The 24,274-nt window shown below is 64.6% G+C and carries 21 protein-coding genes; 12 read left to right on the top strand and 9 right to left on the bottom strand.

Annotated features, from left to right (window positions below; translation table 11 throughout):
• Positions 1-8: 8 nt before the first annotated feature.
• Complete coding sequence (locus tag J2X62_RS07260) at positions 9-1,355, bottom strand: enolase C-terminal domain-like protein (RefSeq protein WP_310179131.1); 1,347 nt, start codon at positions 1,353-1,355, stop codon at positions 9-11.
• Between the two features lie 288 nt (positions 1,356-1,643).
• On the opposite strand from J2X62_RS07260, the gene J2X62_RS07265 reads away from it, so the two are divergent.
• The 3 genes from J2X62_RS07265 to J2X62_RS07275 are packed head-to-tail and all read left to right on the top strand — an operon-like array spanning position 1,644 to position 5,468.
• Positions 1,644-3,242, top strand: a complete 1,599-nt coding sequence (locus tag J2X62_RS07265; protein WP_310179133.1) for an aldehyde dehydrogenase (NADP(+)) — start codon at positions 1,644-1,646, stop codon at positions 3,240-3,242.
• Positions 3,243-3,273: 31 nt separating this feature from the next.
• Positions 3,274-4,200 (top strand): 5-dehydro-4-deoxyglucarate dehydratase, encoded by a 927-nt coding sequence (locus tag J2X62_RS07270; protein WP_032374779.1) that lies wholly within the window; start codon positions 3,274-3,276, stop codon positions 4,198-4,200.
• On the top strand, positions 4,200-5,468 hold the full coding sequence (locus tag J2X62_RS07275; RefSeq protein ID WP_371832695.1) for a glucarate dehydratase family protein: 1,269 nt from the start codon (positions 4,200-4,202) through the stop codon (positions 5,466-5,468). Before J2X62_RS07270 ends, J2X62_RS07275 begins: the two co-directional genes overlap by 1 nt.
• 7 nt (positions 5,469-5,475) lie before the next feature.
• Here J2X62_RS07275 and J2X62_RS07280 read toward each other — a convergent pair whose 3' ends face one another.
• Genes J2X62_RS07280 through J2X62_RS07295 form a run of 4 tightly spaced genes read right to left on the bottom strand, consistent with a single transcriptional unit; the run spans position 5,476 to position 10,048 of the window.
• On the bottom strand, positions 5,476-6,123 hold the full coding sequence (locus tag J2X62_RS07280; protein WP_310179138.1) for a TetR/AcrR family transcriptional regulator: 648 nt from the start codon (positions 6,121-6,123) through the stop codon (positions 5,476-5,478).
• Positions 6,120-6,965, bottom strand: a complete 846-nt coding sequence (locus J2X62_RS07285) for an SDR family NAD(P)-dependent oxidoreductase (RefSeq protein ID WP_310179141.1) — start codon at positions 6,963-6,965, stop codon at positions 6,120-6,122. Before J2X62_RS07285 ends, J2X62_RS07280 begins: the two co-directional genes overlap by 4 nt.
• Entirely contained in the window at positions 6,962-8,500 is a 1,539-nt protein-coding gene (locus J2X62_RS07290) for an NAD(P)/FAD-dependent oxidoreductase (protein WP_310179145.1), read from the bottom strand. The genes J2X62_RS07285 and J2X62_RS07290 overlap by 4 nt, the downstream gene beginning before the upstream one ends.
• A gap of 57 nt (positions 8,501-8,557) precedes the next feature.
• On the bottom strand, positions 8,558-10,048 hold the full coding sequence (locus J2X62_RS07295; RefSeq protein ID WP_310179147.1) for a SulP family inorganic anion transporter: 1,491 nt from the start codon (positions 10,046-10,048) through the stop codon (positions 8,558-8,560).
• 252 nt (positions 10,049-10,300) lie between these two features.
• Here J2X62_RS07295 and J2X62_RS07300 point away from each other — a divergent pair, with 252 nt between their 5' ends.
• A complete protein-coding gene (locus J2X62_RS07300) occupies positions 10,301-12,010 on the top strand; it encodes a ribonuclease J (RefSeq protein ID WP_045841016.1) in 1,710 nt (569 codons plus the stop codon).
• 11 nt (positions 12,011-12,021) lie between these two features.
• Here J2X62_RS07300 and J2X62_RS07305 read toward each other — a convergent pair whose 3' ends face one another.
• The gene (locus tag J2X62_RS07305) at positions 12,022-12,426 is read right to left on the bottom strand and encodes a MerR family transcriptional regulator (protein WP_032383326.1); all 405 of its coding nucleotides are present in this window, start codon (positions 12,424-12,426) and stop codon (positions 12,022-12,024) included.
• A 34-nt stretch (positions 12,427-12,460) separates the two neighbouring features.
• Positions 12,461-13,969 carry a SulP family inorganic anion transporter gene (locus tag J2X62_RS07310; protein ID WP_310179152.1) on the bottom strand — a complete coding sequence of 503 codons (1,509 nt, stop codon included), beginning with the start codon at positions 13,967-13,969 and terminating at the stop codon, positions 12,461-12,463.
• A gap of 173 nt (positions 13,970-14,142) precedes the next feature.
• Here J2X62_RS07310 and J2X62_RS07315 point away from each other — a divergent pair, with 173 nt between their 5' ends.
• Positions 14,143-15,036: a LysR substrate-binding domain-containing protein gene (locus tag J2X62_RS07315; RefSeq protein WP_027495309.1), complete on the top strand. Its 894-nt coding sequence runs from the start codon at positions 14,143-14,145 to the stop codon at positions 15,034-15,036.
• 3 nt (positions 15,037-15,039) lie between these two features.
• Here J2X62_RS07315 and J2X62_RS07320 read toward each other — a convergent pair whose 3' ends face one another.
• Positions 15,040-15,435 (bottom strand): universal stress protein, encoded by a 396-nt coding sequence (locus J2X62_RS07320; RefSeq protein ID WP_027495308.1) that lies wholly within the window; start codon positions 15,433-15,435, stop codon positions 15,040-15,042.
• Positions 15,432-16,331, bottom strand: a complete 900-nt coding sequence (locus J2X62_RS07325; RefSeq protein ID WP_179274288.1) for a 2-hydroxyacid dehydrogenase — start codon at positions 16,329-16,331, stop codon at positions 15,432-15,434. Before J2X62_RS07325 ends, J2X62_RS07320 begins: the two co-directional genes overlap by 4 nt.
• A 436-nt stretch (positions 16,332-16,767) precedes the next feature.
• Here J2X62_RS07325 and J2X62_RS07330 point away from each other — a divergent pair, with 436 nt between their 5' ends.
• From J2X62_RS07330 to J2X62_RS07360, 7 genes are read left to right on the top strand one after another with little or no spacing between them, the layout of a single operon-like run.
• Positions 16,768-18,345 (top strand): ABC transporter substrate-binding protein, encoded by a 1,578-nt coding sequence (locus J2X62_RS07330; protein WP_222061602.1) that lies wholly within the window; start codon positions 16,768-16,770, stop codon positions 18,343-18,345.
• Between the two features lies 1 nt (position 18,346).
• Positions 18,347-19,276 (top strand): ABC transporter permease, encoded by a 930-nt coding sequence (locus J2X62_RS07335; protein ID WP_310179165.1) that lies wholly within the window; start codon positions 18,347-18,349, stop codon positions 19,274-19,276.
• A 4-nt stretch (positions 19,277-19,280) separates the two neighbouring features.
• A complete protein-coding gene (locus J2X62_RS07340; protein ID WP_310179168.1) occupies positions 19,281-20,267 on the top strand; it encodes an ABC transporter permease in 987 nt (328 codons plus the stop codon).
• Positions 20,264-21,289 carry an ABC transporter ATP-binding protein gene (locus J2X62_RS07345; protein ID WP_283551029.1) on the top strand — a complete coding sequence of 342 codons (1,026 nt, stop codon included), beginning with the start codon at positions 20,264-20,266 and terminating at the stop codon, positions 21,287-21,289. Before J2X62_RS07340 ends, J2X62_RS07345 begins: the two co-directional genes overlap by 4 nt.
• Positions 21,282-22,277, top strand: a complete 996-nt coding sequence (locus J2X62_RS07350; protein ID WP_310179174.1) for an oligopeptide/dipeptide ABC transporter ATP-binding protein — start codon at positions 21,282-21,284, stop codon at positions 22,275-22,277. Before J2X62_RS07345 ends, J2X62_RS07350 begins: the two co-directional genes overlap by 8 nt.
• The gene (locus J2X62_RS07355) at positions 22,274-23,014 is read left to right on the top strand and encodes a sulfite exporter TauE/SafE family protein (RefSeq protein WP_080731235.1); all 741 of its coding nucleotides are present in this window, start codon (positions 22,274-22,276) and stop codon (positions 23,012-23,014) included. Before J2X62_RS07350 ends, J2X62_RS07355 begins: the two co-directional genes overlap by 4 nt.
• Positions 23,015-23,060: 46 nt before the next feature.
• The gene (locus J2X62_RS07360; RefSeq protein ID WP_310179180.1) at positions 23,061-24,134 is read left to right on the top strand and encodes an SDR family oxidoreductase; all 1,074 of its coding nucleotides are present in this window, start codon (positions 23,061-23,063) and stop codon (positions 24,132-24,134) included.
• Positions 24,135-24,274 lie beyond the last annotated feature (140 nt).

Here is a 24,274-nt window from a genome sequence, read left to right on the forward strand (position 1 = left end):
ACCAGAACTCATCGAACGAGGGCCGGGCGCTTGCTGTCGAATGTCCAGCCCTCGATCAGGTACTGCATGCCGATGGCGTCGTCTCGGGCCCCCAGTCCTTCCTTCTGGTACAGCTCGTGCGCCGCATCGATCTGCTCGAAGTCGAGTTCGACACCCAGACCCGGCTTGTCGGGCACCGTGAGGTAGCCATCCTCGATCGTGAACGGCTCCTTGGTCACTCGCTGCCCGTCCTGCCAGATCCAGTGGGTGTCGATGGCGGTGATGTTCCCGGGAGCTGCAGCAGCGACATGCGTGAACATCGCCAGGGAGACGTCGAAGTGGTTGTTGGAGTGCGATCCCCACGTCAGGCCCCACGCGTCGCAGAGCTGCGCGACACGCACCGACCCGGCCATCGTCCAGAAGTGCGGATCGGCCAGCGGGATGTCCACGGCACCGGACCGGACGGTGTGGCCCATCTCGCGCCAGTCCGTCGCGATCATGTTGGTCGCGGTCTGTAACCCGGTGGCCCGCTTGAACTCCGTCATCACCTCGCGGCCCGAGAAACCACCCTCGGGGCCGACGGGATCCTCGGCATACGCCAGCACGTCACGCAGCCCTCGGCAGGTCTCGATCGCATCCTTCAGCAGCCAGCCGCCGTTGGGATCCAACGTGATTCGAGCCTCGGGAAAGCGCTCGGCCAGAGCACGAACAGCGGCGGCCTCCTCGGCTGCCGGCAGTGCACCACCCTTGAGCTTGAAATCCTGGAACCCGTAGCGTGCCTGCGCAGCCTCGGCGAGGCGCACGATCGACTCCGGATCCATCGCCTCCTCGTGCCTGATCCGCAGCCAGTCGTCGGCTCCGGCCGCCTCGTCGGCGCTGCTCCGATACGCGAGATCCGTCTTGTTGCGATCGGCGACGAAGAACAGGTAGCCCAGCGCCTGCACCTTCTCGCGCTGATGCCCCTCGCCCAACAACGCCGCGACGCTGACGCCGAGATGCTGACCGAGCAGATCCAACAATGCCGATTCCACCGCGGTCACCGCATGAATGGCGATCCGCAGATCGAACGTCTGCGCGCCGCGGCCACCGGCATCACGATCTGCGAACGCGCGACGCATGGCGGCCAGCACCGCGTTGTACCGGCCGATGTTCTGCCCCTCGACCAGCACGCGCGCGTCTTCGAGCGTCTGCCGAATCGGCTCCCCGCCCGGCACTTCGCCGACGCCGGTGCGCCCGTCCGAGTCGGTGAGCACCACCAGATTGCGGGTGAAATACGGCGCGTGCGCGCCGCTGAGGTTCAGCAACATGTCGTCGTGACCGGCAATGGGAATGACACGCATTTCGGTGACGACGGGGGTGCTGGTGTGGACGACCATGCCCGACCTTTCTCGCATACCTCTGGTGATTCGGCTCACAGACGACAGTAGGGCCAGCTATCGATTCCCGTCCAACACCATCTGCGCATCGACTGATGCAGTCGAGGTATCGAGGACCGGCATCCACGCTCGAGTAGACGGTCAGCGAGGCGATACCGAGACTGCATCAAACACAACATTTTTAGACTTGGACATGTATCGATCCGGCTCCTACCGTGGTGAGCTATGAGCCAGGTCACGGCCTCGGCGTCACTGCACGTACCGCACCACAGCCTTAGGAGTCACCCCATGACAGCGTCGACGACACAGTCCACCGACCTCACCGGTCGGATGATCATCGCCGGCGTTCCGGTTTTCGGTGCCGGGACGCAGATTCACGGAATCGATCCCGGTACCGGAGAGAATCTCGAACCCGCCTACGGCCACGGCGACGACTCGGATGTCGAGCGCGCCTGTGCCGCAGCGGCCGACGCCTTCGCCGACTACCGCGCTACCTCGTCGGACACTCGCGCACGGTTTCTCGAGACCATCGCCGACAACATCGCGGCCCTGGGCGACACGCTCATCGAGCGGACGGTCGCCGAGTCCGGTCTGCCGCTGGCACGCATCACCGGCGAGGTCGGCCGCACCACCGGTCAACTCCGTCTGTTCGCTTCGGTTCTGCGCGAGGGCAGTTGGAACGGAGCCCGCATAGACCCCGCCCAGCCCGAGCGCAGCCCGCTGCCGCGTGCAGACATCCGTCAGCGTCAGATCCCCCTCGGGCCGGTTGCTGTGTTCGGTGCCAGCAACTTCCCCCTCGCCTTCTCCGTCGCCGGTGGCGACACCGCCTCTGCCCTCGCGGCCGGATGCCCCGTAGTGGTCAAAGCACACGACGCCCATCCAGGAACGTCCGAGCTGGTCGCCCGCGCCATCACCGACGCGGTTATCTCCACCGGAATGCCCTCCGGCACATTCTCGTTGCTCTTCGGCTCCGGCCGCGGACTCGGCACCGCTCTGGTGACCGACCCTCGCATCAAGGCCGTCGGATTCACCGGATCGCGTTCGGGTGGAACAGCTCTCGTTGCTGCTGCGGCGGGTCGTCGTGAGCCCATCCCGGTGTACGCCGAGATGAGTTCCATCAATCCGGTGTTCGTCATGGACGGTGCACTCGCCACCCGTGGAGCCGAATTGGGCCGCGCGTTCGTCGCATCGCTGACGATGGGCTCGGGCCAGTTCTGCACCAATCCCGGTCTGGTCATCGCCGTCGACGGCCCGGGCTTGCAGTCGTTCATCGACGCCGCTGCCGCCGCAGTGCAAGAATCCGCTCCCTCGACGATGCTGACGCCGAACATCGCCTCGAGCTACGCCGAGGGTGTGCGAACACTGTCCGACGCGGTGACGGTGGTAGCGCGGGGATCCGACACCGACGCCCCGAATGCCTGCCGCGCAGCGCTGTTCGACACCGATGCGGCCACGTTCCTCACCTCGGAGGCAGCGCAGGCCGAGGTGTTCGGCGCGTCGAGCCTCGTCGTGCGCTGTGCAGATGCCCAGCAGGTTCGGCGGGTGGCGTCACAGCTCGAAGGTCAGCTCACCGCCACCATTCATGCCGACGAATCCGATCATTCCGAGGCCGGAAAGCTGCTCTCGGTGCTCGAACTCAAGGCCGGCCGGATCCTGTTCGACGGATGGCCCACCGGAGTCGAGGTCGGCCATGCCATGGTGCACGGCGGGCCGTTCCCCGCGACCTCGGACTCCCGGACCACGTCGGTCGGATCGCTCGCGATCGAACGCTTCCTGCGCCCGGTCGCGTACCAGGACGTACCGAAATCGTTGTTGCCCAACGCCATCGCAGACGGAAATCCGGACGGCATCTTCCGCCGCATCGACGGCCAGCTCACCCACGACTGACACACCCCACCTAGTTCTCGAGGAGACCCCCATGCTCGACGGAGTTCTGTTCTTCCCCGTCACCCCGTTCACCGCATCCGGTGAGGTCGATTACGACCTCCTGGCCGCTCACATCACGAAGGGTGTCGACGCGGGACCCGGTGGAGTGTTCATTGCCTGCGGCACCGGCGAATTCCACGCCCTCGAACTCGAGGAGTTCGGCAAGATCGTCCGTACCGCAGTCGACAGCGTCGCAGGCCGCGTTCCTGTCTACGCCGGTGCAGGCGGATCCGTCGCGCAGGCAAAGGCATTCGCACACGCGGCGAAGGCCAACGGAGCCGACGGCATCCTGTTGCTGCCGCCGTACCTGGTGACGATGCCGCAAGCCGGTCTCGTCAACTACACCAAGGCCGTTGCCGCCGCATCGGATCTGCCGCTGATCGTCTACAACCGCGGCAACGCTCGCTTCACCGAGGAGTCCGCCGTCGAGGTTGCGCAGCTTCCCACGGTCGTCGGATTCAAGGATGGCACCGGCGATCTCGACCAGGTCGGCCGCATCGTCCGCGCGGTACTGGACGCTCTGGAGCCGTCGGGCAAGCCCTTCCAGTTCTTCAACGGACTACCGACCGCCGAGGTCTCCCAGCAGGCGTACCGAGCGATCGGTGTCACGCTGTACTCCTCCGCGACATTCGCGTTCGCACCCGAACTGGCACTGGCGTTCTACCGCTCTCTCGACAGCGGAAACGAAAAGCTCACTGCCGCATTGCTCCGCGAGTTCTTCCACCCGCTCGTGCGCTTGCGCGACAAGGTTCCCGGCTACGCCGTCTCCCTCATCAAGGCCGGCGTGACGATGGAGGGCATCGAAGCAGGGCCGGTTCGCCCACCCCTGGTGGACATCAGCGCACCGCACCTCGAGGAACTCACCGCAATCGTTGCCGCCGGCCGGGCCGTGCTGGCAGACGAGCTTGCGGTGCACTGATGCAAGAACCGGTCCTGATCACCGGCGCTCGAATCACACCGATCGCCTTCGTCGATCCTCCGTTGCTCAACACCGTCGGCGTACATCAGCCGTATGCGCTCCGCGCGATAATTCAGCTGGACACCGACGCCGGTGTCGTCGGACTCGGTGAAACGTACGCCGACACTGCTCATCTGGCTCGACTGGAAGCGGCCTCCACCGCCATCTCCGGTCTGGACGTGTTCGCGCTCAACGAGATCCGAGATGCCATCGATGCCGTCCTGGGAACCCTGTCGATCACAGGCGGCGACGGCGTCGCAGGCATGATCACCACAGCCAGCACCACCGATCGGGTGTTCTCCCCCTTCGAGATCGCGTGCCTGGACGTGCAGGGCAAGGTCCTGGGTCGACCGGTGTCCGACCTGCTCGGCGGCAAGGTTCGGGACTCCGTTCCGTTCAGTGCGTATCTGTTCTACAAGTGGGCAGCTCATCCCGGCCAGGAGCCCGACGAATGGGGCGAGGCGATCGATCCGGACGGATTGGTTCGTCAGGCCCGAAAGATGATCGACGAGTACTGCTTCGGGGCAATCAAGGTCAAGGGCGGCGTCTTTGCGCCCGACGAGGAGATCGCCGGAATCAAGGCGCTCCGGCAGGCGTTCCCGGAGCTACCGTTGCGGTTGGATCCCAACGCCGCCTGGACTGTCGACACATCCATCCGGGTAGCCGCCGAACTCGACGGCATCGTCGAATATCTCGAAGATCCCACACCCGGGCTCGACGGGATGGCCGAGGTCGCGCGCGAAGCCAAGATGCCGCTGGCGACGAACATGTGTGTCGTTGCCTTCGATCACCTGAAGCCTGCCGTGGTGAAGGACTCGGTGCAGGTGGTGTTGTCCGACCACCATTACTGGGGCGGACTCCAGCGATCGAGGTTGCTCGCCGGAATCTGCGAGACGTTCGAGATGGGACTGTCGATGCACTCGAACAGCCACCTCGGAATCAGTCTGGCCGCCATGGTTCATCTCGCAGCGGCGACACCGAACTTGACCTATGCCTGCGACACGCATTGGCCCTGGAAGAACGAGGATGTCGTCGTGCCGGGGGTGTTGAACTTCGTCGACGGCGCAGTGGCCGTTCCCACCGGACCCGGTCTGGGCATCGAGATCGACGAGGACGCGCTCGCGGCACTGCATCAGCAGTACCTCGACTGCGGAATTCGTGACCGCGACGACACCGGATACATGCAGAGCATCGATCCGAGCTTCGAGAACACCTGCCCGCGCTGGTGATCGAACTCTACGTCTGCAGCGGCGCGACGATATTGGCGAGCATGGTCGCGATCGTGGCGACGACGATGCGTCGTTCTGCGGCGTAGCCGCTCTGGTACCAGGTCATGGCGGTGTGGCTGATGGCGCCGATGGCAGCGGTGGCGAGCAGGTCGACATCCAGATCGGGGCCCGACGGCACCTCACCGGCCAACGTGCGGAGGTAGCCGAGCAGCAGGGTGCCGAATTGCTTCATCACCGTCAGATACGTCTGCTCCACGCGAGGGCTGACGCCGAGCACCTCCATCCACACCACCCGGGCGAGGTGCGGGTCCTCGACGACTCGGAAGAACGGTTCGAGCAAGTGTTCGGCCACCGCTTTCAGGTCGCCGTCCGGATCCACCTCGGCCATGGCCTCGGACACGGAGTCGGTCAGGTGTGCAATGCATTCTGCGTAGACGGCGAGCAGAAGATCCTCGGTCTTGTCGAAATACTGGTAGAAGTGCCGATCGGCGATCTTGGCCTCACGGCACAGTCCACGGACGGTTGCGGCGCGGTACCCGACGCTGCCGAACACCCGCAGTCCCGCGTCCAGCAACTGTCGCCGCCTGCGATCGTCGCGGTCGGCCGCGCTTTCACCGCCGTAGGCGCGGCCGGCCGCTTCGGACACCGTGCTCATGACTGTCGGGCATCCAGTTCGGCAGTCAGACGGATCAATTCGGCATCCCGCTCCATCGCGGCGTCCATGATCGGGTTGACGATGCCGCGCAATATCGAGATCGGGATCCAGCGACCGGGCACGGCGATGCGCGCCGCCCGGCGTCCGATGCCTCGTACGGCCACGCGGGCAAGCTTGTCCGGTGTGATCGGGCGGAGCAGTGGCGAGGGAAAGGCGCGGGCAGTCATCGCCGTCGCGACGGTGTCGCCGCCGAACGCAACGTCGGCGATCGGCGTCGCCACCCACCCCGGATACAGCACTCCCGCTGTTGCTTTCGTGCCCGCGAGTTCCGCACGCAGAGCACGACCGAGTTGTTCCACCGCCGCCTTCGAGGCCGCGTACGGTGCGTTCGCCAGACCGTTGAGGTAGGCGTACGTCGAGGAGGTGAGCAGCACGTAGCCCCCGGACTCGACGATGTGCGGCAGCGCCGCTCGCACCGTGTTCCACACACCGACGAGATTGACCCCGACGACTCTCTCGAACACACCGTCGTCGACGGCACGGATCGTCGATGCCTGTGCACCGCTGGAGATTCCGGCGTTGGCCATCACGATGTCGAGCGAGCCGAAGGTGTCGATCGCGGTGGCGACCGCCGCGTCGAGTTGCTCTCGCACGGTGACGTCGGCATGGGCGATCGCTACGCGCTGGTTGCCCAGCTTCGCAGCAACCGATTCGAGATCGGTCGACTCCATGTCGACCAGAACGATCGAGGCACCGCGCCGATGCAGTGCTGCCGCCACAGCAGAGCCGATACCGCCTGCCGCACCGGTGATCAGCGCTACCTGGCCCGAATGATTCTTCATGCCGATACCTCATCCTTCGTCGTCACGTCGGTGGACGACCGATGGATGTGATGGGCTTCCGGCCGAAAACGCTTGGCCCACCGTCGGAACGTGAAGCTGAAGCCGGGGAACATTGCGACAACATGCCCGGATTTCGACTGGTACCAGCTGTGGCAGCCGCCGTCCTTCCAGACGGTGCCGTCCATCTCGCGGTGAATCGTGTCGGTGTATTCCTGCTCGGCGGCGGCAGTGACCTCGATGGCGGTTGCACCCGCGCGCTGAACTGCGTCGACGGCTCGAACGATGTATTCCATCTGCGCCTCGATGAGGAAGATGGCGGAGGTGTGCCCGATTCCGGTGTTCGGTCCGGTGACCACGAACAGGTTGGGGAAACCGGGAATCGTGGTGCCGAGGTAAGCGCGGGGGTAGGGATCCCAGACCTCGGACAGCGCCCGGCCGTCCCGCCCGATCACCGGATACGAGATGACCCCGTCGGTGGCGTCGTATCCGGTCGACCACACCAGCAGGTCGACGTCGACGTGTTCCCCCGAGGTGGTCACGATCCCGGTTTCGGTGATCTCGGCGATACCGTCGTTCTTGTCGTGCAGGGTCACGTTCGCTTCTCCCAGTGCGGGATACAGCGTGTTGGACAGCAGCACCCGCTTGCACCCGATGGTGTAGTCGGGGGTGACTTTCGCCCGAAGCTGGGAGTCCGGAACCTGAGACTCGATGTGCTTCAGGGCAGTCCGCTGGGCCACGGCTTTCAGCATCCGCCGCGAGTACTTGAATCCGATGATGCGGGTCTCGAGGCTCCAGTAGATGCCGGCTCGCACCAGCCGACGAATGGGCTCGAATCGCAGCAACTTTCGTTGCAGCGGCGTGAATTCGCGATCGTGACGCGGCATCACCCAGTGTGGCGTGCGCTGGAAGACGTGCAACGCTTCGACGTCGGGCTGGATCGCGGGGATCACCTGTGCGGCGCTGGCACCGCTACCGACGATGGCTACCCGTTTTCCGGCGTGATCGTAGGAAGTGTCCCAGTCGTTGGTGTGGAACTGCTTGCCGCGGAACTTCTCTCGACCCGAGAACGGTGGGATCACCGGGGTGCTGAGCGGGCCGGATGCATTGACGACGAACTTCGCTGCGTAGTCACCGCGAGACGTGGTGATCAGCCAGTGATCGCCGACCCACTGGATCTTCCGAACGTCGGTGTCGGCATGTGTGCGTTGCGGCAGTCCGTTGGACTCGAGCACGTGCTGGGTGTAGCGCTCCAGTTCCTCCCGCTCGGCGAACATGCGCGACCACTCGAACGGCTCGGAGGCAATGGAGTACAGGGGACTCTGCACGTCGACTGCCGCGCCCGGGTAGCGATTCTGCTTCCAGGTCCCACCGAGAAAGGGCCTTCGCTCGAGAATGACGAGGTCGTCGATACCGCGGTCGAGCAGGGCTTTGGCGGCGCATTGACCTCCGAAGCCGCTACCGATGATCACCACCGTGTGAATACGCATATCGACGAACCCCTCCAGCACAAGACGCAATCCGATGTTGCGTGTCATCACATTAAAGTGATGACGCTCGATTCCGCAATGGTTCCGCGATTGCAGTCTCGTGAGTCAATGCCCGCTCGACAGCTGTCCGCTCAATCGACCGTGCCGTTCGGCCGAGGGCGCGTTCAGCCCGATGATCGTGGCGCGTTTGCCCTTCGCCTCGTACTTCGTCGTGATGGCATCGAGGGTCGCGACCGTGGACGCGTCCCAGATGTGGGCATCGCTGAGATCGATGATGACGTTCTCGGGATCGCCCGAGTAGTCGAACTGGTAGATCAGATCGTTGCTGGACGCGAAGAACAGCTCGCCCCTCACCGCGTACACGCGGGTGTCCTCGTCCGGATGCGCTACGTCGACGACCTCGGTCAGGTGCGCCACCCGCCGAGCGAACAGCACCATCGCAGTGACGACGCCGACGATGACGCCGTACGCAAGATTGTGGGTGGCGACGGTGACGACCACGGTTGCCAGCATGACTGCTGTTTCACTCTTGGGCATGCGCCGCAACGTCTTCGGGTGAATGCTGTGCCAATCCATCGTGCCGATCGCAACCATGATCATGACGGCGGCGAGTGCGGCCATCGGGATCAGCGCCACGATGTCGCCGAGACCGACCACCAGAATCAGCAGGAACACCCCGGCCAGGAACGTGGAGATGCGCGTCCGGGCACCTGAGGCCTTGACGTTGATCATCGTCTGGCCGACCATCGCGCAACCACCCATGCCACCGAAGAAGCCGGTGATGACGTTGGCTGCGCCCTGGCCCCAACTCTCGCGGGTCTTGTTCGAGTGCGTGTCGGTGACGTCGTCGACGAGCTTGGCCGTCAGCAACGATTCGAGCAGTCCCACAATGGCCATGGCGAGGGAGTACGGAGCGATGGTGCTCAGCGTCTCCAGGTTCAACGGCACGTCGGGGATCAGCAGCGCGGGCAGGCTCGACGGCAATTCGCCCTCGCCACCGACGTTGGGAACGTTCAGCGCGAACACCACCGTGGCAACGGTCAGCAGCACGATTGCCACCAGTGGCGCAGGTACGACGGTGGTGACTTTGGGCAGCAGGAACATGATCAGCAGACCGACGGCCACCAGCGGGTAGACCAGCCACGGCACCCCGATGAGTGACGGGAACTGCGAGGTGAAGATCAGTATTGCCAGTGCGTTGACGAAGCCGACCATGACGCTGCGCGGAATGAAGCGCATCAACTTGGCGACACCGAGGACGCCGAAAACCACCTGCAAGAGGCCGGCGAGGATGACGGTGGCGATGAAGTAGTCGAGGCCGTACTGCTTGGCGACCGGAGCGATGACCAGCGCAATGGCACCGGTGGCGGCCGAGATCATCGCGGGGCGACCGCCGAGGAAGGCGATGGAGACGGCCATCGTGAACGACGCGAACAGCCCGACTCGCGGATCGACGCCGGCAATGATCGAGAAAGCAATGGCTTCGGGGATCAGCGCCAGTGCGACGACGAGGCCGGCCAGCACCTCGGTCTTCAGCATTCGGGGGGACCGCAGGGCACCCATGACGGTCGGAATCCGCTCGGCGGAGTCGCTCATATCTCTCCATTCGTGATCGATGGATGGGACGTGCCGACGAACGGCCGGTCTCATCCACGGGTGGGCGCATCGCGGCGCCCGAAGGCTTACTTCGCGGAGCCCGATGGGCATCTCGCGCGTCCCACACACATCGGCGGGAAAGTACAGACAGGAACTGATCTCTACTCTTACGCAATAGTAGAGTTGACGCAAATCGGCGATCTACGGACCGGGGTGAACGCCAGGTCGGCAGTCCCCCGTAGCGTTGAGGTCATGTCTAGATCACCACGCCAACGCAGATCCCCCGCCGCACCTCGAAAGCGATCCTCCTCAGCGCTGTCGGCAGGGCACCTTCGCGTGATCGCGACGGGCGGTCTCGGCGAGATCGGCCGGAACATGACCGTCTTCGAATTCGACGGAAAGCTGCTTATAGTCGACTGCGGCGTGCTGTTTCCCGAGGAGCATCAGCCCGGCGTCGACGTCATCCTCCCCGACTGGAGTTGCATCCGGGATCGCCTCGACGACGTCGTCGCCATCGTTCTGACGCACGGACACGAGGACCACATCGGCGGCGTCCCGTATCTGCTGCGCGAGCGTGGCGACATTCCCGTCATCTCGTCGCGGCTGACGCTGCATTTCCTGGCTGCCAAGTTCGAGGAGTTCAAGGTCTCGACGACGCTGATCGAGGTCGAGGCGGGACAAACCCGGCAGGAAGGCCCGTTCGAGCTCGAGTTCATCGCCGTCAACCACTCGATTCCCGACGGTCTGGCCATCGCCATTCGTACCGACGCCGGGCTGGTGCTGCACACCGGTGACTTCAAGATGGACCAGTTCCCGCTGGACGGTCGGATCACCGACCTCCGGAGCTTCGCACGCCTCGGCGAGGAAGGGCTCGATCTACTCCTCGTCGACTCCACCAACGCCGAAGTGCCCGGGTTCATGGTCTCCGAACGCGACCTGGTCCCGGCCATCGAGAAGGTGTTCCGCGAAACAACGGGACGCGTGATCGTCTCGAGCTTCGCCAGTCACGTGCACCGCATCCAACAGGTACTCGACGCCGCGCACGCGCAGGGCCGCAAGGTGGCGTTCGTCGGCCGATCGATGGTGCGCAACATGAAGATTGCGACCGACCTGAGCTACCTCGACGTTCCCGACGGCCTCGTCGTGGACCTCCCGAAGCTCAACCGGCTCCCGGCCAACAAGATCACGCTGATCTGCACCGGCTCGCAGGGCGAGCCCCTCGCGGCGCTGTCGCGGATGGCGTCGGGTGAGCATCAGATCAAGGTCGGCGACGGCGACACCGTGCTGATGGCGAGCAGCCTGATCCCCGGCAACGAGAACGCGATCTACCGCGTCATCAACGGCCTCGTCGACAAGGGTGCACGCGTGGTGCACAAGGGAAATGCGAAGGTGCACGTCTCCGGTCACGCCAGCGCCGGCGAGCTCGTCTACTGCTACAACATCCTCGAACCCGCCAATGTGCTTCCCGTACACGGTGAGTCGCGGCACCTGCGTGCCAATGCCGATCTCGCCATCAGGACCGGTGTTCCTCGCGATCGCGTGATCATCGCCGAGAACGGAAGCGTCATCGACCTGTACGACGGCGTCGCGCAGATCACCGGCTCCGTCCCCATCGAACTGATCTACGTCGACGGCAGTGCCGTCGGTGGCGTGACGGAGGATTCACTGGCCGAGCGTCGCCTCCTCGCGAACGAGGGCGTGCTGACCGTCATCGCCATCGTCGATCCCGACACCGGCCTGCTGGTCGACGACGTCGACTTCATCGGACGCGGATTCGCTCATGAGGCAAACGCTTTCGACTCGTTGGCCAAGGCGATCGGCAAGACCCTCACACGCGAGAGCGACGTCAAGGTTGCCTCCCGCGAGAACATCGAGAAGCGCATCGTGCAGGAATCGGCCCGCTGGGCCAAGCAGACCCTGGGCCGCCAGCCCCTCATCGTCCCGGTGGTCGTGGACGGCTAAAGCCGGTCCGGTCAGATCTGAGCTGCCGCACCACGGGTGGACAGCACCTCGGTCAGCTCCTCGGCGTAGGCGAGCTGCCGCCGCAACGTGCGGCAGCTTTCCTCGGCCTTGGTGTGACACTCACGAACGAAGGCCGCGGCCGACGACCTCGCGTCGTCGGTCGCGTTCTCGTCGCCGAGAATGTCGAGGGATTCGAGTAGCTGTTTCATTTCGGCCAACGTGAAGTCGAGTGGCTTCATCCGGCGAATCACGAGCAGGCGTTCGACGTCGGACTCGGTGTAGAGCCGGAAGCCGCCGACGGTCCGAGCAGAGGGCGTGACCAGACCGACATCGTCGTAGTGACGAACCGTGCGAATCGACAGCTCGGTTCGCTGAGCTACCTGCCCGATCTGCATGTGTACGCCGTCGTCTGTCATGTGCCGCCTCTCTTCGCCCGACCAACCACCCTAGTCAGTGCTCGGCACCCAGGTTTCCACTGAGACGATCGTGCCGCTCGGTCGACGGCGCGTTCAGGCCCACGATCTCCACCGTCTTGCCCTTGGCGGCGTACTTGGTGGTGATGGCGTCGAGGGTCGCAACGGTCGACGCGTCCCAGATGTGCGACTCGGACATGTCGATGACGACGTTCTTCGGATCTCCGACGTAGTCGAACTGGTAGATCAGATCGTTGCTCGACGCGAAGAACAACTCGCCCTTGACGGCGTAGACGCGGGTGTCGTCGTCGGGATGTGCGACGTCGACGACCTCGGTCAGGTGCGCAACCCGCCTGGCGAACAAGACCATCGCGGTGATCACTCCGACGACGACGCCGTACGCGAGGTTGTGGGTGACCACGGTGACAGCCACGGTGGCCACCATGACGAGAGTTTCGCTCTTGGGCATGCGGCGCAACGTCTTCGGGTGAATGCTGTGCCAGTCGAAGGTGCCGACCGACACCATGATCATCACGGCGACCAATGCGGCCATCGGAATGAGCGCGACGATTTCGCCGAGACCGACCACCAGGATCAGCAGGAAGGTGCCGGCGAGGAACGTCGAGATACGGGTGCGGGCACCGGAGACCTTGACGTTGATCATGGTCTGGCCGATCATCGCGCAGCCGCCCATACCGCCGGTGAAACCGGTGACGAGATTCGCCACTCCTTGGCCCCACGCCTCACGACTCTTGTTGGAGTGCGAGTCGGTGATGTCGTCGACGAGTTTGGCGGTCATCAGCGATTCGAGCAGCCCCACCAGAGCGATGGCCAGTGCGAACGGCGCGATGATCGACAGGGTGTCGAACGTGAACGGCACGTTCGGGATCAGGAACGACGGCAGCGAGGACGGCAGTTCTCCTTCGTCGCCGACATCCGGGACAGCCAGAGCGAAGACGAGCGTGACGGCGGTGAGGATCACGATGGCGATCAGCGGAGCCGGTACCACGGTGGTGAGCTTGGGCAGAAAGAACATGATGACCAGGCCGGCTGCGACCATCGGGTAGACCAACCACGGCACCCCGATCAGGTACGGCACCTGCGAGGTGAAGATCAGGATTGCCAGCGCGTTGACGAAACCCACCATGACACTGCGCGGGATGAACCGCATCAGTTTGGCGACGCCGAGAACGCTGAGGACGATCTGCAGAACTCCGCCGAGAATCACCGCGGCGATGAGGTAGTCGAGGCCGTACTCCCGCGCCAGTGGGGCCACGACCAAGGCTATTGCTCCGGTAGCCGCAGAGATCATCGCCGGGCGACCACCGACGATGGAGATGGTGACGGCCATGGTGAACGAGGCGAACAGCCCGACGCGCGGATCGACTCCTGCAATGATCGAGAACGAGATTGCCTCGGGAATCAGCGCTAGGGCCACGACGAGGCCGCCGAGTACCTCGATCTTGAGCCGGCGCGGCGAGCGCAACGCGCCCAGAACCGAGACGTCTTCGACGGCGGTGGCAGACACCTGGGCAGCTCGAGACACGACGACTCCGTTCGATGGTTATGAGGGACGACAACCGGGATGGGCGTCCACTCCGCGAGCAACTCTACTCTTACCGGAGGGAAGGTTAGTAATCGTCGAAGCACGGACGACGTGCGCTAGATTTATACGAAAAGGCACGCCGGAACTCCCAGCGCGATGCAAGGAATGAATCGATGTTCTCGCTCAACAGGCTGTCCTGCTTCATCGCCGTCGCCGAGGAATTGCACTTCGGCCGCGCCGCCGAACGTCTCCACATGACGCAGCCGCCGCTCAGCAGGCAGATCCAACAACTCGAGAGCGAAGTCGGCGTGCAGCTGATCGACCGCACGAGCCGGTCGGTGACCCTGACGGCCGCGGGATTGGCCTTCCTACCCGAGGCCCGACGCATCCTCGACCTCGCCGAGGGCGCACTGCTGACGGTGCGACGCGTTCCCACCGGAGACCTGGGGACTGTGATCGTGGGATTCACCGGGGCATCGGCGCATGCGGTGCTCCCGCAGCTGCTCGACGCCGCGCGCGAGAAGCTACCGGACGTGAAAATCGTTCTACGCGAGATGGTCTCGGCGGTACAGATGGAGTCTCTGGCCATCGGCGATCTGGATCTCGGGTTGGCCAGACCCCCGCTCAAGCGACCGGGCATCGCGTCTCGGCCGGTGCTGCACGAATCGTTGATCGCGGCGATGCCCGAAGAACACCCACTGGCCGCGAAGGACGAGCTGTCGGTAGAGGACTTCGACGAGCAGCCGATCATCATGTACTCGCCCGTCGACGCGCGGTACTTCCACGAACTGCTGATCAGCACCTTCACCATCGTCGGGGTCTCACCGCGCTACGTGCAGTACGTGACCCAGGTACACACGATGCTGGTGCTCGTTCGCTCGGGAATCGGACTGGCGCTGGTACCCGAGTCGGCGTCGACCATGCGGCCGGAAGGCGTTGTGTTCCGACCGGTTCGGACCGTAAAGGAACGCCCCGTCGAACTCGACGCCGCCTGGCGCGTCGACAACGACAACCCGGCACTGCACCGCTTCATGACCGACGTGCTGCCGACGCGCGAGTGGGCGTGACGACTACCGCGGCGTCCCCACCGGCGGCTTGACGGCCGTCACCGGGCAATGCGCTTCGAGCAGTACGCGCTGAGAGATGCTGCCCATGAACAACTTTCCGACGGGCGATCGACGTCGGATGCCGATGACGACCAGCTGAGCCTGCTCGTCGAACGACAGGTCGATCAGGTTGTCGGCGTGCGAGCGGCCGGCCTCGTTGTCGTGAATTTTCGTCGTGACACCGACCGCCGACGCCTCCTCGCGAGCCGATTCGACGGTGGCAGCGAAGTCGGCGTCTGCCGCGCTGTTGTCCTCGGCGACGATGAGCAGATCCGTTCCGCGCATCTGGGCCTCGCGAAATGCGAAGGGCAGCGCGCCTTTTCCTTCGGTGGTCGGCGAGTAGCCGACGACGACGGTCACTTCGTCACCGGCGTGACGAGGGAGCCGTCGGCCAGGAATCGATCGAGGTTCTCCAGTGTCAGTGCTTCCATGGCGGCGCGAGTCTCCACCGTTGCGCTGCCCACGTGCGGCAACAGCACCACGTTGTCCATCGCGAGCAGAGAGTCGGGCACGTTCGGTTCGTGGGCGAACACGTCCAGACCCGCACCGGCGAGCTGCCCGGAGGCGAGCAGTTCGATCAGCGCCTCCTCGTCGACGACGCTTCCGCGCGCCACGTTGATCAGATAGCCCTGCGGCCCCAGCGCTTCGAGCACCGCGCGATCGACCAGATGGGCCGTTCCCGAGCCGCCCGAGGCGGCGACGATCAGTACGTCGACGCTCTCGGCGAGCGCTACAGGATTGGCCGCGTACGCATACGGTGAACCGTCGATCTCGTTGCGGTTGTGGTACGAGATGGGGCATCGGAATGCGGTGAGCCGGTCCGCGATTGCAGATCCGATCCGGCCGAGCCCGATGATCCCGACTCGTTTGCCGGTGACCTGGCGGGTCAGCGGAGTGTTGCCCTCGGCCGGCCAGCGGCCGGCCCGTACGAATCGCTCCGCGGACGAGAGCCCACGCACGGTGTCGATCACCAGGCCGACAGCGAGATCCGCGACGCAGTCGGTGAGCACATCCGGGGTGTTGCTGACCCCGATGCCACGCTCGGTGGCCGCGTCGACGTCGGTGGTGTCGTATCCGACTCCGAAGTTCACGACGGCTCCGAGCTGCGGCAACCGCTCCATCAGCGCTGCGTCGACGCCGGTTCGGCCGGAGGTGACGACGGCGGTGATCGACGGGCCGTGTTCGGCCAGGAACTGCTCACGCTCGTCCCCGTCGGGCAAGGTCAGTGCGTCGTAGTCGGCAACCAGAGTGTCCATCAGGGACGGCTTCAGCGGCCCGACTCGGAGCACGCGGCCCCCTTGGCGTGAATCCTGTTGCAACACAGACTTTTCCTGTTGACCGGTGGTCACCGTTGTTCTCCTCGCGATGTGGTGGAGCGTGCGCGTTTCCTGTACGGTATGCCGCTTCTCGGATACCTGTCCAACACGCAAATAACATGGACCGATACTCAAACGGCATGAACATGACCCTCAGCATGCAGGTAGCCCTAACCCGTTTGGACGTTCGACCTGCTCAGAGGCGCTGAACTGCAAGCAGCCGCACTGATCCGGCACGATTGTGACGTGGATAACGGGCCGAAACGTCGCTTTCGTCCGGTTGACGGTGGAGATCACCCACTCCTACCGTGTGTCTACCGTCACAGATCCGAATGCGGCTCGATGACGCGTATCCCTTTTCCCACTGGAGGCCACCATGAGCCCTGCACTCTCCGTGCAGCAGGGACGGACCCATCGCGTCGCCGCTATTGCTGTTGGCGCACTATCACTTTCATTGATCGCAAGCGGCTGCACCGTCGCGAACTCGAGCAACGGAGCCGCAGCCCCCGCAGACACCCTGCGCATCGTTCTGCCTCAGGAACCGCCCACCCTCGAAGCCTGCGACGTATCGCTGACGTCGGTCGGAGTGGTCACTCGCTCGAACATCACCGAGCCGCTGATGGAGCGCAATCCGAGTACCGGTGATCTCGAACCGAAGTTGGCGGACTCGTGGGAGCAGACCTCGGACACCGAGTGGACGTTCGCCATTCACCCCGGCGTGACGTTCAGCGACGGCAGCCCCTTCGAAGCCGAGGATGCAGCGTTCTCCATCGACCGCACCGTCAACTCCGAACTGGGATGCAACGTCGAGGGATACGTCTTCGGCGACGCCGACCTGGTGGTGAAAGCCGTCGACCCGTTGACGCTGACGGTGCAGTCACCCGAGCCCGATCCCATTCTGCCGCTGCGGCTCTCGTTCGTGGAAATGGTTCCGCGCACTTCGAGCTACACCGAGCGGGTACGCGAACCGATCGGCACCGGCCCGTTCGCGATCGAGCGGTGGGACTACGGCCAGAAGCTCTCCCTGGTACGCAACGAGACCTACTGGGGCCCGAAGCCCGAATACGCCAGGGCCGAATACCAATGGCGCAGTGAAGGCAGTGTCCGCGCGTCGATGGTGACCAACGGCGAGGCCGAGATCGCCACGTCGGTCGGACCGGAGGACGGTGCAGGCGACCTCGGCGTGGCCTATCCCAACAACGAGACCACGGCACTGCGCATGCAGGCCGCGCAACCGCCACTGGACGACATGCGGGTTCGGCAGGCGATCAACTACGCCATCAATCGCGACGGCATCGTCAAGGCGTTGTTCCGCGGACTCGGTTCACCTGCAGCACAGCTCATTTCCGAGGGCGTCGTCGGCTACAACGAAGACCTGACTCCCTGGCCCTACGACATGGACGAGGCCAGGACGTTGATCGAGCAGGCCCGTGCCGACGGGGTTCCGGTGGACACCGAGATCCGTCTCATCGGACGCACCGGTCAGTTCCCGAAGATCAACGAAACGGTGGAGGTCATTCAGAACTCGCTGTCCAAGATCGGCATGAATGTCAAGATCGAAATGATGGACGCCGCAGGAACTGCCGAGTACCAGGAGCGGCCGTTCCCGGACGTCGGTCCGTACCTGCTGGTCATCCAGCACGGCAACCAGGCCGGCGACTCCGCCTTCACGGTCGATCAGTACTTCACCAGTGACGGGTTCCAGAGTGCCTACGGCACAGCGGACTTCGACAAGGAGATCGCCGCTGCCGGCGCTCTCACCGGAGAAGACAGGCAGGCCGCGTACGCGCAGGTGTTCGCCGACGAACCGAAGGACATCATGCAGATGGCCTACATCGCGCACATGAACGGGGTGCTCGCCAAGGCCGCCTCCGTGGACTACACCCCGGACTCGGCCACGGTCGACGAAATGCATCTGGCCGCGATGACCCGCGCCGAGACCGAGAGGCCCTGACATGTTCAGATTTCTGCGCCGACGGATCTACACCAGCCTGATCCCGCTGTTCGTCGTTCTACTGGGCGTCTTCTTCCTCGCCAGGCTCACCGGCGACCCCACCAGCCTGTACCTACCCGAGTCGGCCACCCAGGCGCAGCGCGAAGCGTTCCGCGCCACCAACGGCTTCGATCAGCCGGTGCTGACTCAGTTGCTTGACTACTTCAAAGGTGTCGTACAACTCGACTTCGGGCAGTCACTGCGCACCGGCGAGGACGCGTCGGCAATGGCCCTGCGCGCCTTCCCCGCAACGCTGCAGCTGGCGTTCGCAACGATGTTCCTCGCCATCCTCGGTGCGGTGATCATCGGCTGCTGGGCCGCATACCGGCCGAACTCGCTCGCCGATCGCATCTCGAGCCTGCTGTCGATGACGGCGGCGTCCATTCCCGACTTCTGGTTCGCCATCATGGGCGTCTACGTCTTCGCCATCCTGTTCGGTTGGCTGCCTACCTCCGGGGTGGACAGCGGAATGCTCTCGTGGGTGTTGCCGATCGCCACGCTGCTCATTCGACCGCTCGGCGTCCTGACTCAGGTCGTCCGTGGCGCGATGGTCTCGGCACTGTCGGCACCGTACGTTCGATTGGCGAGAAGCAAAGGGGCGGACGACCTTCGAGTTGTCACCCACCACGCTCTGCGCAACGCCGCGGCACCGGCGCTGACCGTGGCCGGCGACCTGATGGTCGGACTCGTCAACGGCGCGGTGGTCGTCGAAGCCATCTTCGGCTGGCCGGGTATCGGAAAACTGATGATCGACGCCATCCTGCAGCGCGACTTCGCTGTTCTGCAGGCGGCCGTGTTGTTGACGGCGGTGAGCATCTTCGTGCTCAACATCGTCATCGATGCCTGCTATGCACTGCTCGATGCCCGGGTTCGCGACAAGGTGAAGGTCTAAGAACATGTCACTCGACTTCGAAGCACCGAAAACATCCGAGCCGGAGGATGTTCCACCGACGGCTCCGGTGGAAGCCCGCAAGGCGTCGGCCCCGCTGTGGAAGCTACTCCTGCGGGACCGGGTCGCCACCGTCGCTGCCGCAATCCTGGTGCTGGTCTTCCTCACCGCAGTCTTCGGCCCGATGTTGGTCGGGGACACCGCCACCGACCAAGATCTCGATCGCTCGAACCTGCCACCGTTCACCCTCGACACCGGTTGGATGAACATCCTCGGCACCGATCCATTGGGACGCAGCGTGCTGGCCCGATTGATCGTGGCGAGCAGAACCACACTGTCGGTAGCCATTCCGGCCGTGATCCTCTCGGCGATCATCGGCTCGTTCATCGGAATGTGGGCCGGCTTCCATCGCGGTTGGCGCGAGACCGCGGCGATGCGCGTCGCCGACGTCATCCTCAGCTTTCCGTCCCTGCTGATGGCCGTCGTCGTGCTCTACGTCTTCTCGCCCAGTGCCGCGAACATCGTTCTGGTCCTGACGGTCACGCGTATCCCGATCTACCTGCGTACCGCCCGCGCCGAGTCCGCAGAACTGCAGAGTCGGTTGTTCGTGGACGCTGCCCGTACGTTCGGCGCGACGAGCGGATCGGTGATCAGACGCCATGTGGCCCCGATCCTGCTGCCGACCCTGCTCACCGTCGCGACCCTGGACTTCTGCTTCGTCATTCTCGCCGAATCGTCACTGAGCTTCCTGGGCATCGGCATTCAGCCGCCCGACGTCTCCTGGGGCCTGATGGTCTCGCAGGGCCGTACCTACCTGCAGACCGCCTGGTGGCTCTCCTTCTTCCCCGGCCTCGCGATCGTGTTGACGACCGTCTCGGCCACCGTTCTCGCCGCCTGGGCCCGCATCGCCACCGATCCCGCGCAGCGGTGGCGACTCAATGTCCCCCGCTCCAAGCGGTCTCGCCTGATCCCCGCACGAAAGGTCGTCTCATGAGCGCACCGGCAACCAGCGCACCGTCGGCGCGACCCGACACCGGTAGTGTCGCCCTGAACGTACGCGGACTGACCGTCGACCTGCGGACGCCGTCAGGCGTCATTCGCGCCGTCGACAACGTCACCTTCACCGCCCGCCGCGGTGAAACCCTCGCTCTGCTCGGCGAATCCGGCTGCGGGAAGTCCATGACGGCGCAGGCCATCGTCGGGTTGCTCGAGCCGATCGCCGACATCACCGGCGGCTCGGTGGAGATGGGCGACGTCGATTTGGTCACCGCCAAGACCAAGGTGCGACGCACCATCGCGGCCACCGAACTGGCCATCGTCTTCCAGGATGCACTGACCGCACTCAATCCCGTCTACACCGTGGGAACTCAACTGGCCGAGCCGTTTCGGATCCACCGGGGTATGTCGGCCAAGCAGGCGCGAGTCGAAGCGATCGCCCTGATGGCCCGCGTGGGTATCCCCGAGCCCGAATCACGCGCCGACTCCTACCCGCACCAGTTCTCCGGCGGCATGCGGCAACGCCTGCTGATCGCGATGGCTGTGGCCCTGAGTCCGTCGGTACTGCTGGCCGACGAACCGACCACCGCCCTCGACGTGACCGTGCAGGCGCAGATCATGGCACTGCTCAAGGAATTGCGCACCGAGCACGACATGGCCGTCGTACTCATCACCCACGATCTCGCTCTGGTGGCCGAAGAGGCCGATCGAGTGGCAATCATGTACGCGGGCAACGTCGTCGAAACCGGGTTGGTTTCGGAGGTGTTCGGATCGCCGCGCCACCCCTACACCAAGGGACTGCTCGACTCGGTCCCCGTGCACGCCGTCCGCGGCGAGGATCTCAAATCCATCGGCGGCACCCCGCCGGATCTGCACTCGATTCCCAGCGGATGCGTCTATCAGGCCCGCTGCCCTCTCGCCCGCGAGATCTGCATCAGCACTCGACCGCCGCTCGAATCCGTCGGCACCGGCCGGATGTCGGCCTGCCACTTCCCGAACGAGGTACCCAGCCATGTCTGAGCAACTGCTGACCGTGCGCGGCCTGAACAAGACCTTCGACGTCGGCCGCGGGAAGCTCCGGGCCCTCGACGCCATCGACCTCGATCTACGACGTGGCGAGACCCTCGGCCTCGTGGGCGAATCCGGCTGCGGCAAGTCCACTCTCGCTCGCACCCTGATGATGCTCGAACGACCCGACTCGGGCACCGTCGCCTTCGACGGCATCGATCCGTTCGCGCTGCGCGGCAAGGACCTCCTCGCGTGGCGTCGACGAGTACAGATGGTCTTCCAGGACCCGTACGGTTCACTGAACTCGCGCATGACGGCAGGTGACATCATCGGCGAGCCGTGGCGAACCCACAAGGGCCTGTACAAGACTCGCCGCGATCGTTCCGCACGAGTTCGCGAACTGCTGCATCTGGTGGGCCTACGCCCGAGCGACGAGAACCGATTCCCGCAGGAATTCTCCGGCGGTCAGCGGCAGCGCCTCGGCATCGCGCGCGCTCTGGCACTGAACCCCGACGTCATCATCTGCGACGAGCCCGTCTCGGCTCTCGATCTCTCGGTCCAGGCCCAGGTGCTCAATCTGCTCAACGATCTGCAGAAGCAACTCGGCATCTCCTACGTCTTCATCTCGCACGATCTCTCGGTGGTCCGGCACGTCGCCGACCGAGTCGCGGTGATGTACCTGGGCCGCATCGTCGAATCCGGAGCCACCGAGGCAGTGTTCGATCGGCCCGCGCACCCCTACACCGCAGCGTTGATGTCGGCTGCACCCACACTCGACGCGTCGAGCCGCGGGGACAAGATTCTGCTGAAAGGCGAGGTGCCGTCGCCACTGAATCCGCCGTCGGGATGCCGTTTCCGTACTCGCTGCTGGAGGGCGACCGACCTGTGCGCGAGCGACGCACCACCCGTCGCACACGACGCCGACGAGGCCGATCATGTTGCCGAATGCCATTATCCGCTCGTGGCAGGGAATCTCGGTCTCGTCGCCGCCGGAACATGACACTCACGCACCTGAGTGTCACCGGCTTCGTCGTCGTCGCCCTCGCGATCTTCTTCGCATCCGCGATGCAGGCGTCGATCGGCTTCGGCATGGGCATGCTGGCCGCCCCCATCGTGGCCATCGTCGACCCCGGACTCGTACCGGGAACGCTGATCATGCTCGCGGTCGTGGTCAGCGTGCTCGTACTGGTACGCGACCGGACGGCTCTCGATCTCTCGGGAGCCGGATGGGCACTCGCCGGACGACTCCCCGGCTCGGTGGTGGGTGCGCTGCTACTGGTCCTGTTGCCCGAACGCGGGCTGGCGATACTGTTGGCACTCGTGGTCCTGGGCGGCGTCGCGCTGACGTCGTTCGGCTGGGTTCCGTTGCCGCACAGACGTAATCTCGTCGTCGCCGGGGCCGCGTCGGGAGTTCTGGGAACCGCCACCTCCATCGGTGGGCCACCGATGGCTCTGGTGTGGCAAGGCAACTCCGGAGCCGAACTCCGCAGCACGATGAGTTGCTTCTTCCTCGTCGGCTCGATCATCTCCATCGCGGTGTTGACGGTGGCCGGAGCGGTGAACAGCCACACCGCCACGCTGTTCGCTTTCCTGGCCCCGGCGACAGTTCTGGGGTTCCTGCTCTCTCGGGTGATCAACCGAGTTCTCGATCGGCGACGCCTACGTATCACCGCAATCGCCGTCTCGGCCGTGGGCGCGATCGTGCTCGTCGTCCAGCAAGTACTGGCCCTGACGTGAGTGAAGCGTCACGTGTTGCATCGGCTCCAGTGGGTAACCGGATCCGATGACTACGAACACCACGCGCGCGTTGATCGTCGGTGCCACCGGCATTTCCGGGCAGGCGCTGTGCCGCGCAGCACTCGATGCAGGCTGGACCACCTACGGACTGAGTCGGAGCGGCAGTACCCCCGTCGACGGCGTCGTGCCGGTCGCGGCGGATCTGCTCGACCCGAAGTCCCTCGAAGACGCGCTGAAGGACGTCCGCCCCGAGGTCGTGTTCTTCACCGCGTGGATGAAGAAGGACTCCGAGCAGGAGAACATCGAGGTCAACTCGGCGACCCTACGCAATGTGCTCGATGTTCTCGGCCCCCTCGATTCGGTGAAGCACGTCGCGCTGATGACCGGACTCAAGCACTACCTCGGCCCGTTCGATGCATACGGTGAGGCCGTGATGGCCGAGACGCCGTTCCACGAAACCGAGGACCGCCTCGACACCCCGAACTTCTACTACGCGCAGGAAGACGAACTGTTCGCCGGCGCAGACAAATACGGGTTCGGATGGAGTGTGCACCGCGCTCACACCGTCTCCGGTTTTGCCGTGGGCAACGCGATGAACATGATGCTGACGCTGTCCGTCTACGCGTCGATCTGTAAGGAACTGGGCGAGAAGTTCGTCTTCCCCGGCTCCGAAACCCAGTGGAACGGCTTGACCGACCTCACCGACGCCGACCTGCTCGCCGAGCAGATGGTCTGGGCCGCAACCGACGACAACGCGCGCAACGAGGCGTTCAACATCGCCAACGGTGACGTCTTTCGCTGGCGCTGGCTGTGGCCGCAGTTCGCCGAGCACTTCGGCGTCGAGCCCGAGGGCTTCGACACCGAGCCGCGTCCCCTCGAACCCCGCATGTCCGATGCGGCCGCCGCGTGGAAGCGCATCGCCGAGAAGCACGATCTGGTGGAGAGCGATGTCACCCGCCTCGCATCGTGGTGGCACACCGACGGTGACCTCGGCCGCGACATGGAATGCCTGACGGACATGAACAAGTCCAAGAAGGCCGGCTTCCTGGGCTTCCGCTCCACGCCGGATGCCATCGCCTCGGTGATTCAGCGTTACCGAGATGCGCGCCTGATTCCTTAGAGCGGCTGCGCCGCACGTGCGTGGAAACTCGACCCCTGCTACGAGTTTCCACTCAGTGATACTGGAGTTGTTCGTCGAGGTGGAAGGTATGACTCGTTTCCGCTCTGACGCCGATGGCTGTCTTTCATGTGATGTGTCGG

This window comes from Rhodococcus sp. 3258, from assembly GCF_031456475.1.
In the GTDB taxonomy this organism is placed as follows: domain Bacteria; phylum Actinomycetota; class Actinomycetes; order Mycobacteriales; family Mycobacteriaceae; genus Rhodococcoides; species Rhodococcoides fascians.

Excerpts from the sequence above, each read along its gene's own strand:
- J2X62_RS07260 (WP_310179131.1), bottom strand. The coding sequence starts at position 1,355 with ATGGTCGTCCACACCAGCACCCCCGTCGTCACCGAAATGCGTGTCATT.
- J2X62_RS07265 (WP_310179133.1), top strand. The coding sequence starts at position 1,644 with ATGACAGCGTCGACGACACAGTCCACCGACCTCACCGGTCGGATGATC.
- J2X62_RS07270 (WP_032374779.1), top strand. The coding sequence starts at position 3,274 with ATGCTCGACGGAGTTCTGTTCTTCCCCGTCACCCCGTTCACCGCATCC.
- J2X62_RS07275 (WP_371832695.1), top strand. The coding sequence starts at position 4,200 with ATGCAAGAACCGGTCCTGATCACCGGCGCTCGAATCACACCGATCGCC.
- J2X62_RS07280 (WP_310179138.1), bottom strand. The coding sequence starts at position 6,123 with ATGAGCACGGTGTCCGAAGCGGCCGGCCGCGCCTACGGCGGTGAAAGC.
- J2X62_RS07285 (WP_310179141.1), bottom strand. The coding sequence starts at position 6,965 with ATGAAGAATCATTCGGGCCAGGTAGCGCTGATCACCGGTGCGGCAGGC.
- J2X62_RS07290 (WP_310179145.1), bottom strand. The coding sequence starts at position 8,500 with ATGACACGCAACATCGGATTGCGTCTTGTGCTGGAGGGGTTCGTCGAT.
- J2X62_RS07295 (WP_310179147.1), bottom strand. The coding sequence starts at position 10,048 with ATGAGCGACTCCGCCGAGCGGATTCCGACCGTCATGGGTGCCCTGCGG.
- J2X62_RS07300 (WP_045841016.1), top strand. The coding sequence starts at position 10,301 with ATGTCTAGATCACCACGCCAACGCAGATCCCCCGCCGCACCTCGAAAG.
- J2X62_RS07305 (WP_032383326.1), bottom strand. The coding sequence starts at position 12,426 with ATGACAGACGACGGCGTACACATGCAGATCGGGCAGGTAGCTCAGCGA.
- J2X62_RS07315 (WP_027495309.1), top strand. The coding sequence starts at position 14,143 with ATGTTCTCGCTCAACAGGCTGTCCTGCTTCATCGCCGTCGCCGAGGAA.
- J2X62_RS07325 (WP_179274288.1), bottom strand. The coding sequence starts at position 16,331 with ATGGACACTCTGGTTGCCGACTACGACGCACTGACCTTGCCCGACGGG.
- J2X62_RS07330 (WP_222061602.1), top strand. The coding sequence starts at position 16,768 with ATGAGCCCTGCACTCTCCGTGCAGCAGGGACGGACCCATCGCGTCGCC.
- J2X62_RS07335 (WP_310179165.1), top strand. The coding sequence starts at position 18,347 with ATGTTCAGATTTCTGCGCCGACGGATCTACACCAGCCTGATCCCGCTG.
- J2X62_RS07340 (WP_310179168.1), top strand. The coding sequence starts at position 19,281 with ATGTCACTCGACTTCGAAGCACCGAAAACATCCGAGCCGGAGGATGTT.
- J2X62_RS07345 (WP_283551029.1), top strand. The coding sequence starts at position 20,264 with ATGAGCGCACCGGCAACCAGCGCACCGTCGGCGCGACCCGACACCGGT.
- J2X62_RS07350 (WP_310179174.1), top strand. The coding sequence starts at position 21,282 with ATGTCTGAGCAACTGCTGACCGTGCGCGGCCTGAACAAGACCTTCGAC.
- J2X62_RS07355 (WP_080731235.1), top strand. The coding sequence starts at position 22,274 with ATGACACTCACGCACCTGAGTGTCACCGGCTTCGTCGTCGTCGCCCTC.
- J2X62_RS07360 (WP_310179180.1), top strand. The coding sequence starts at position 23,061 with ATGACTACGAACACCACGCGCGCGTTGATCGTCGGTGCCACCGGCATT.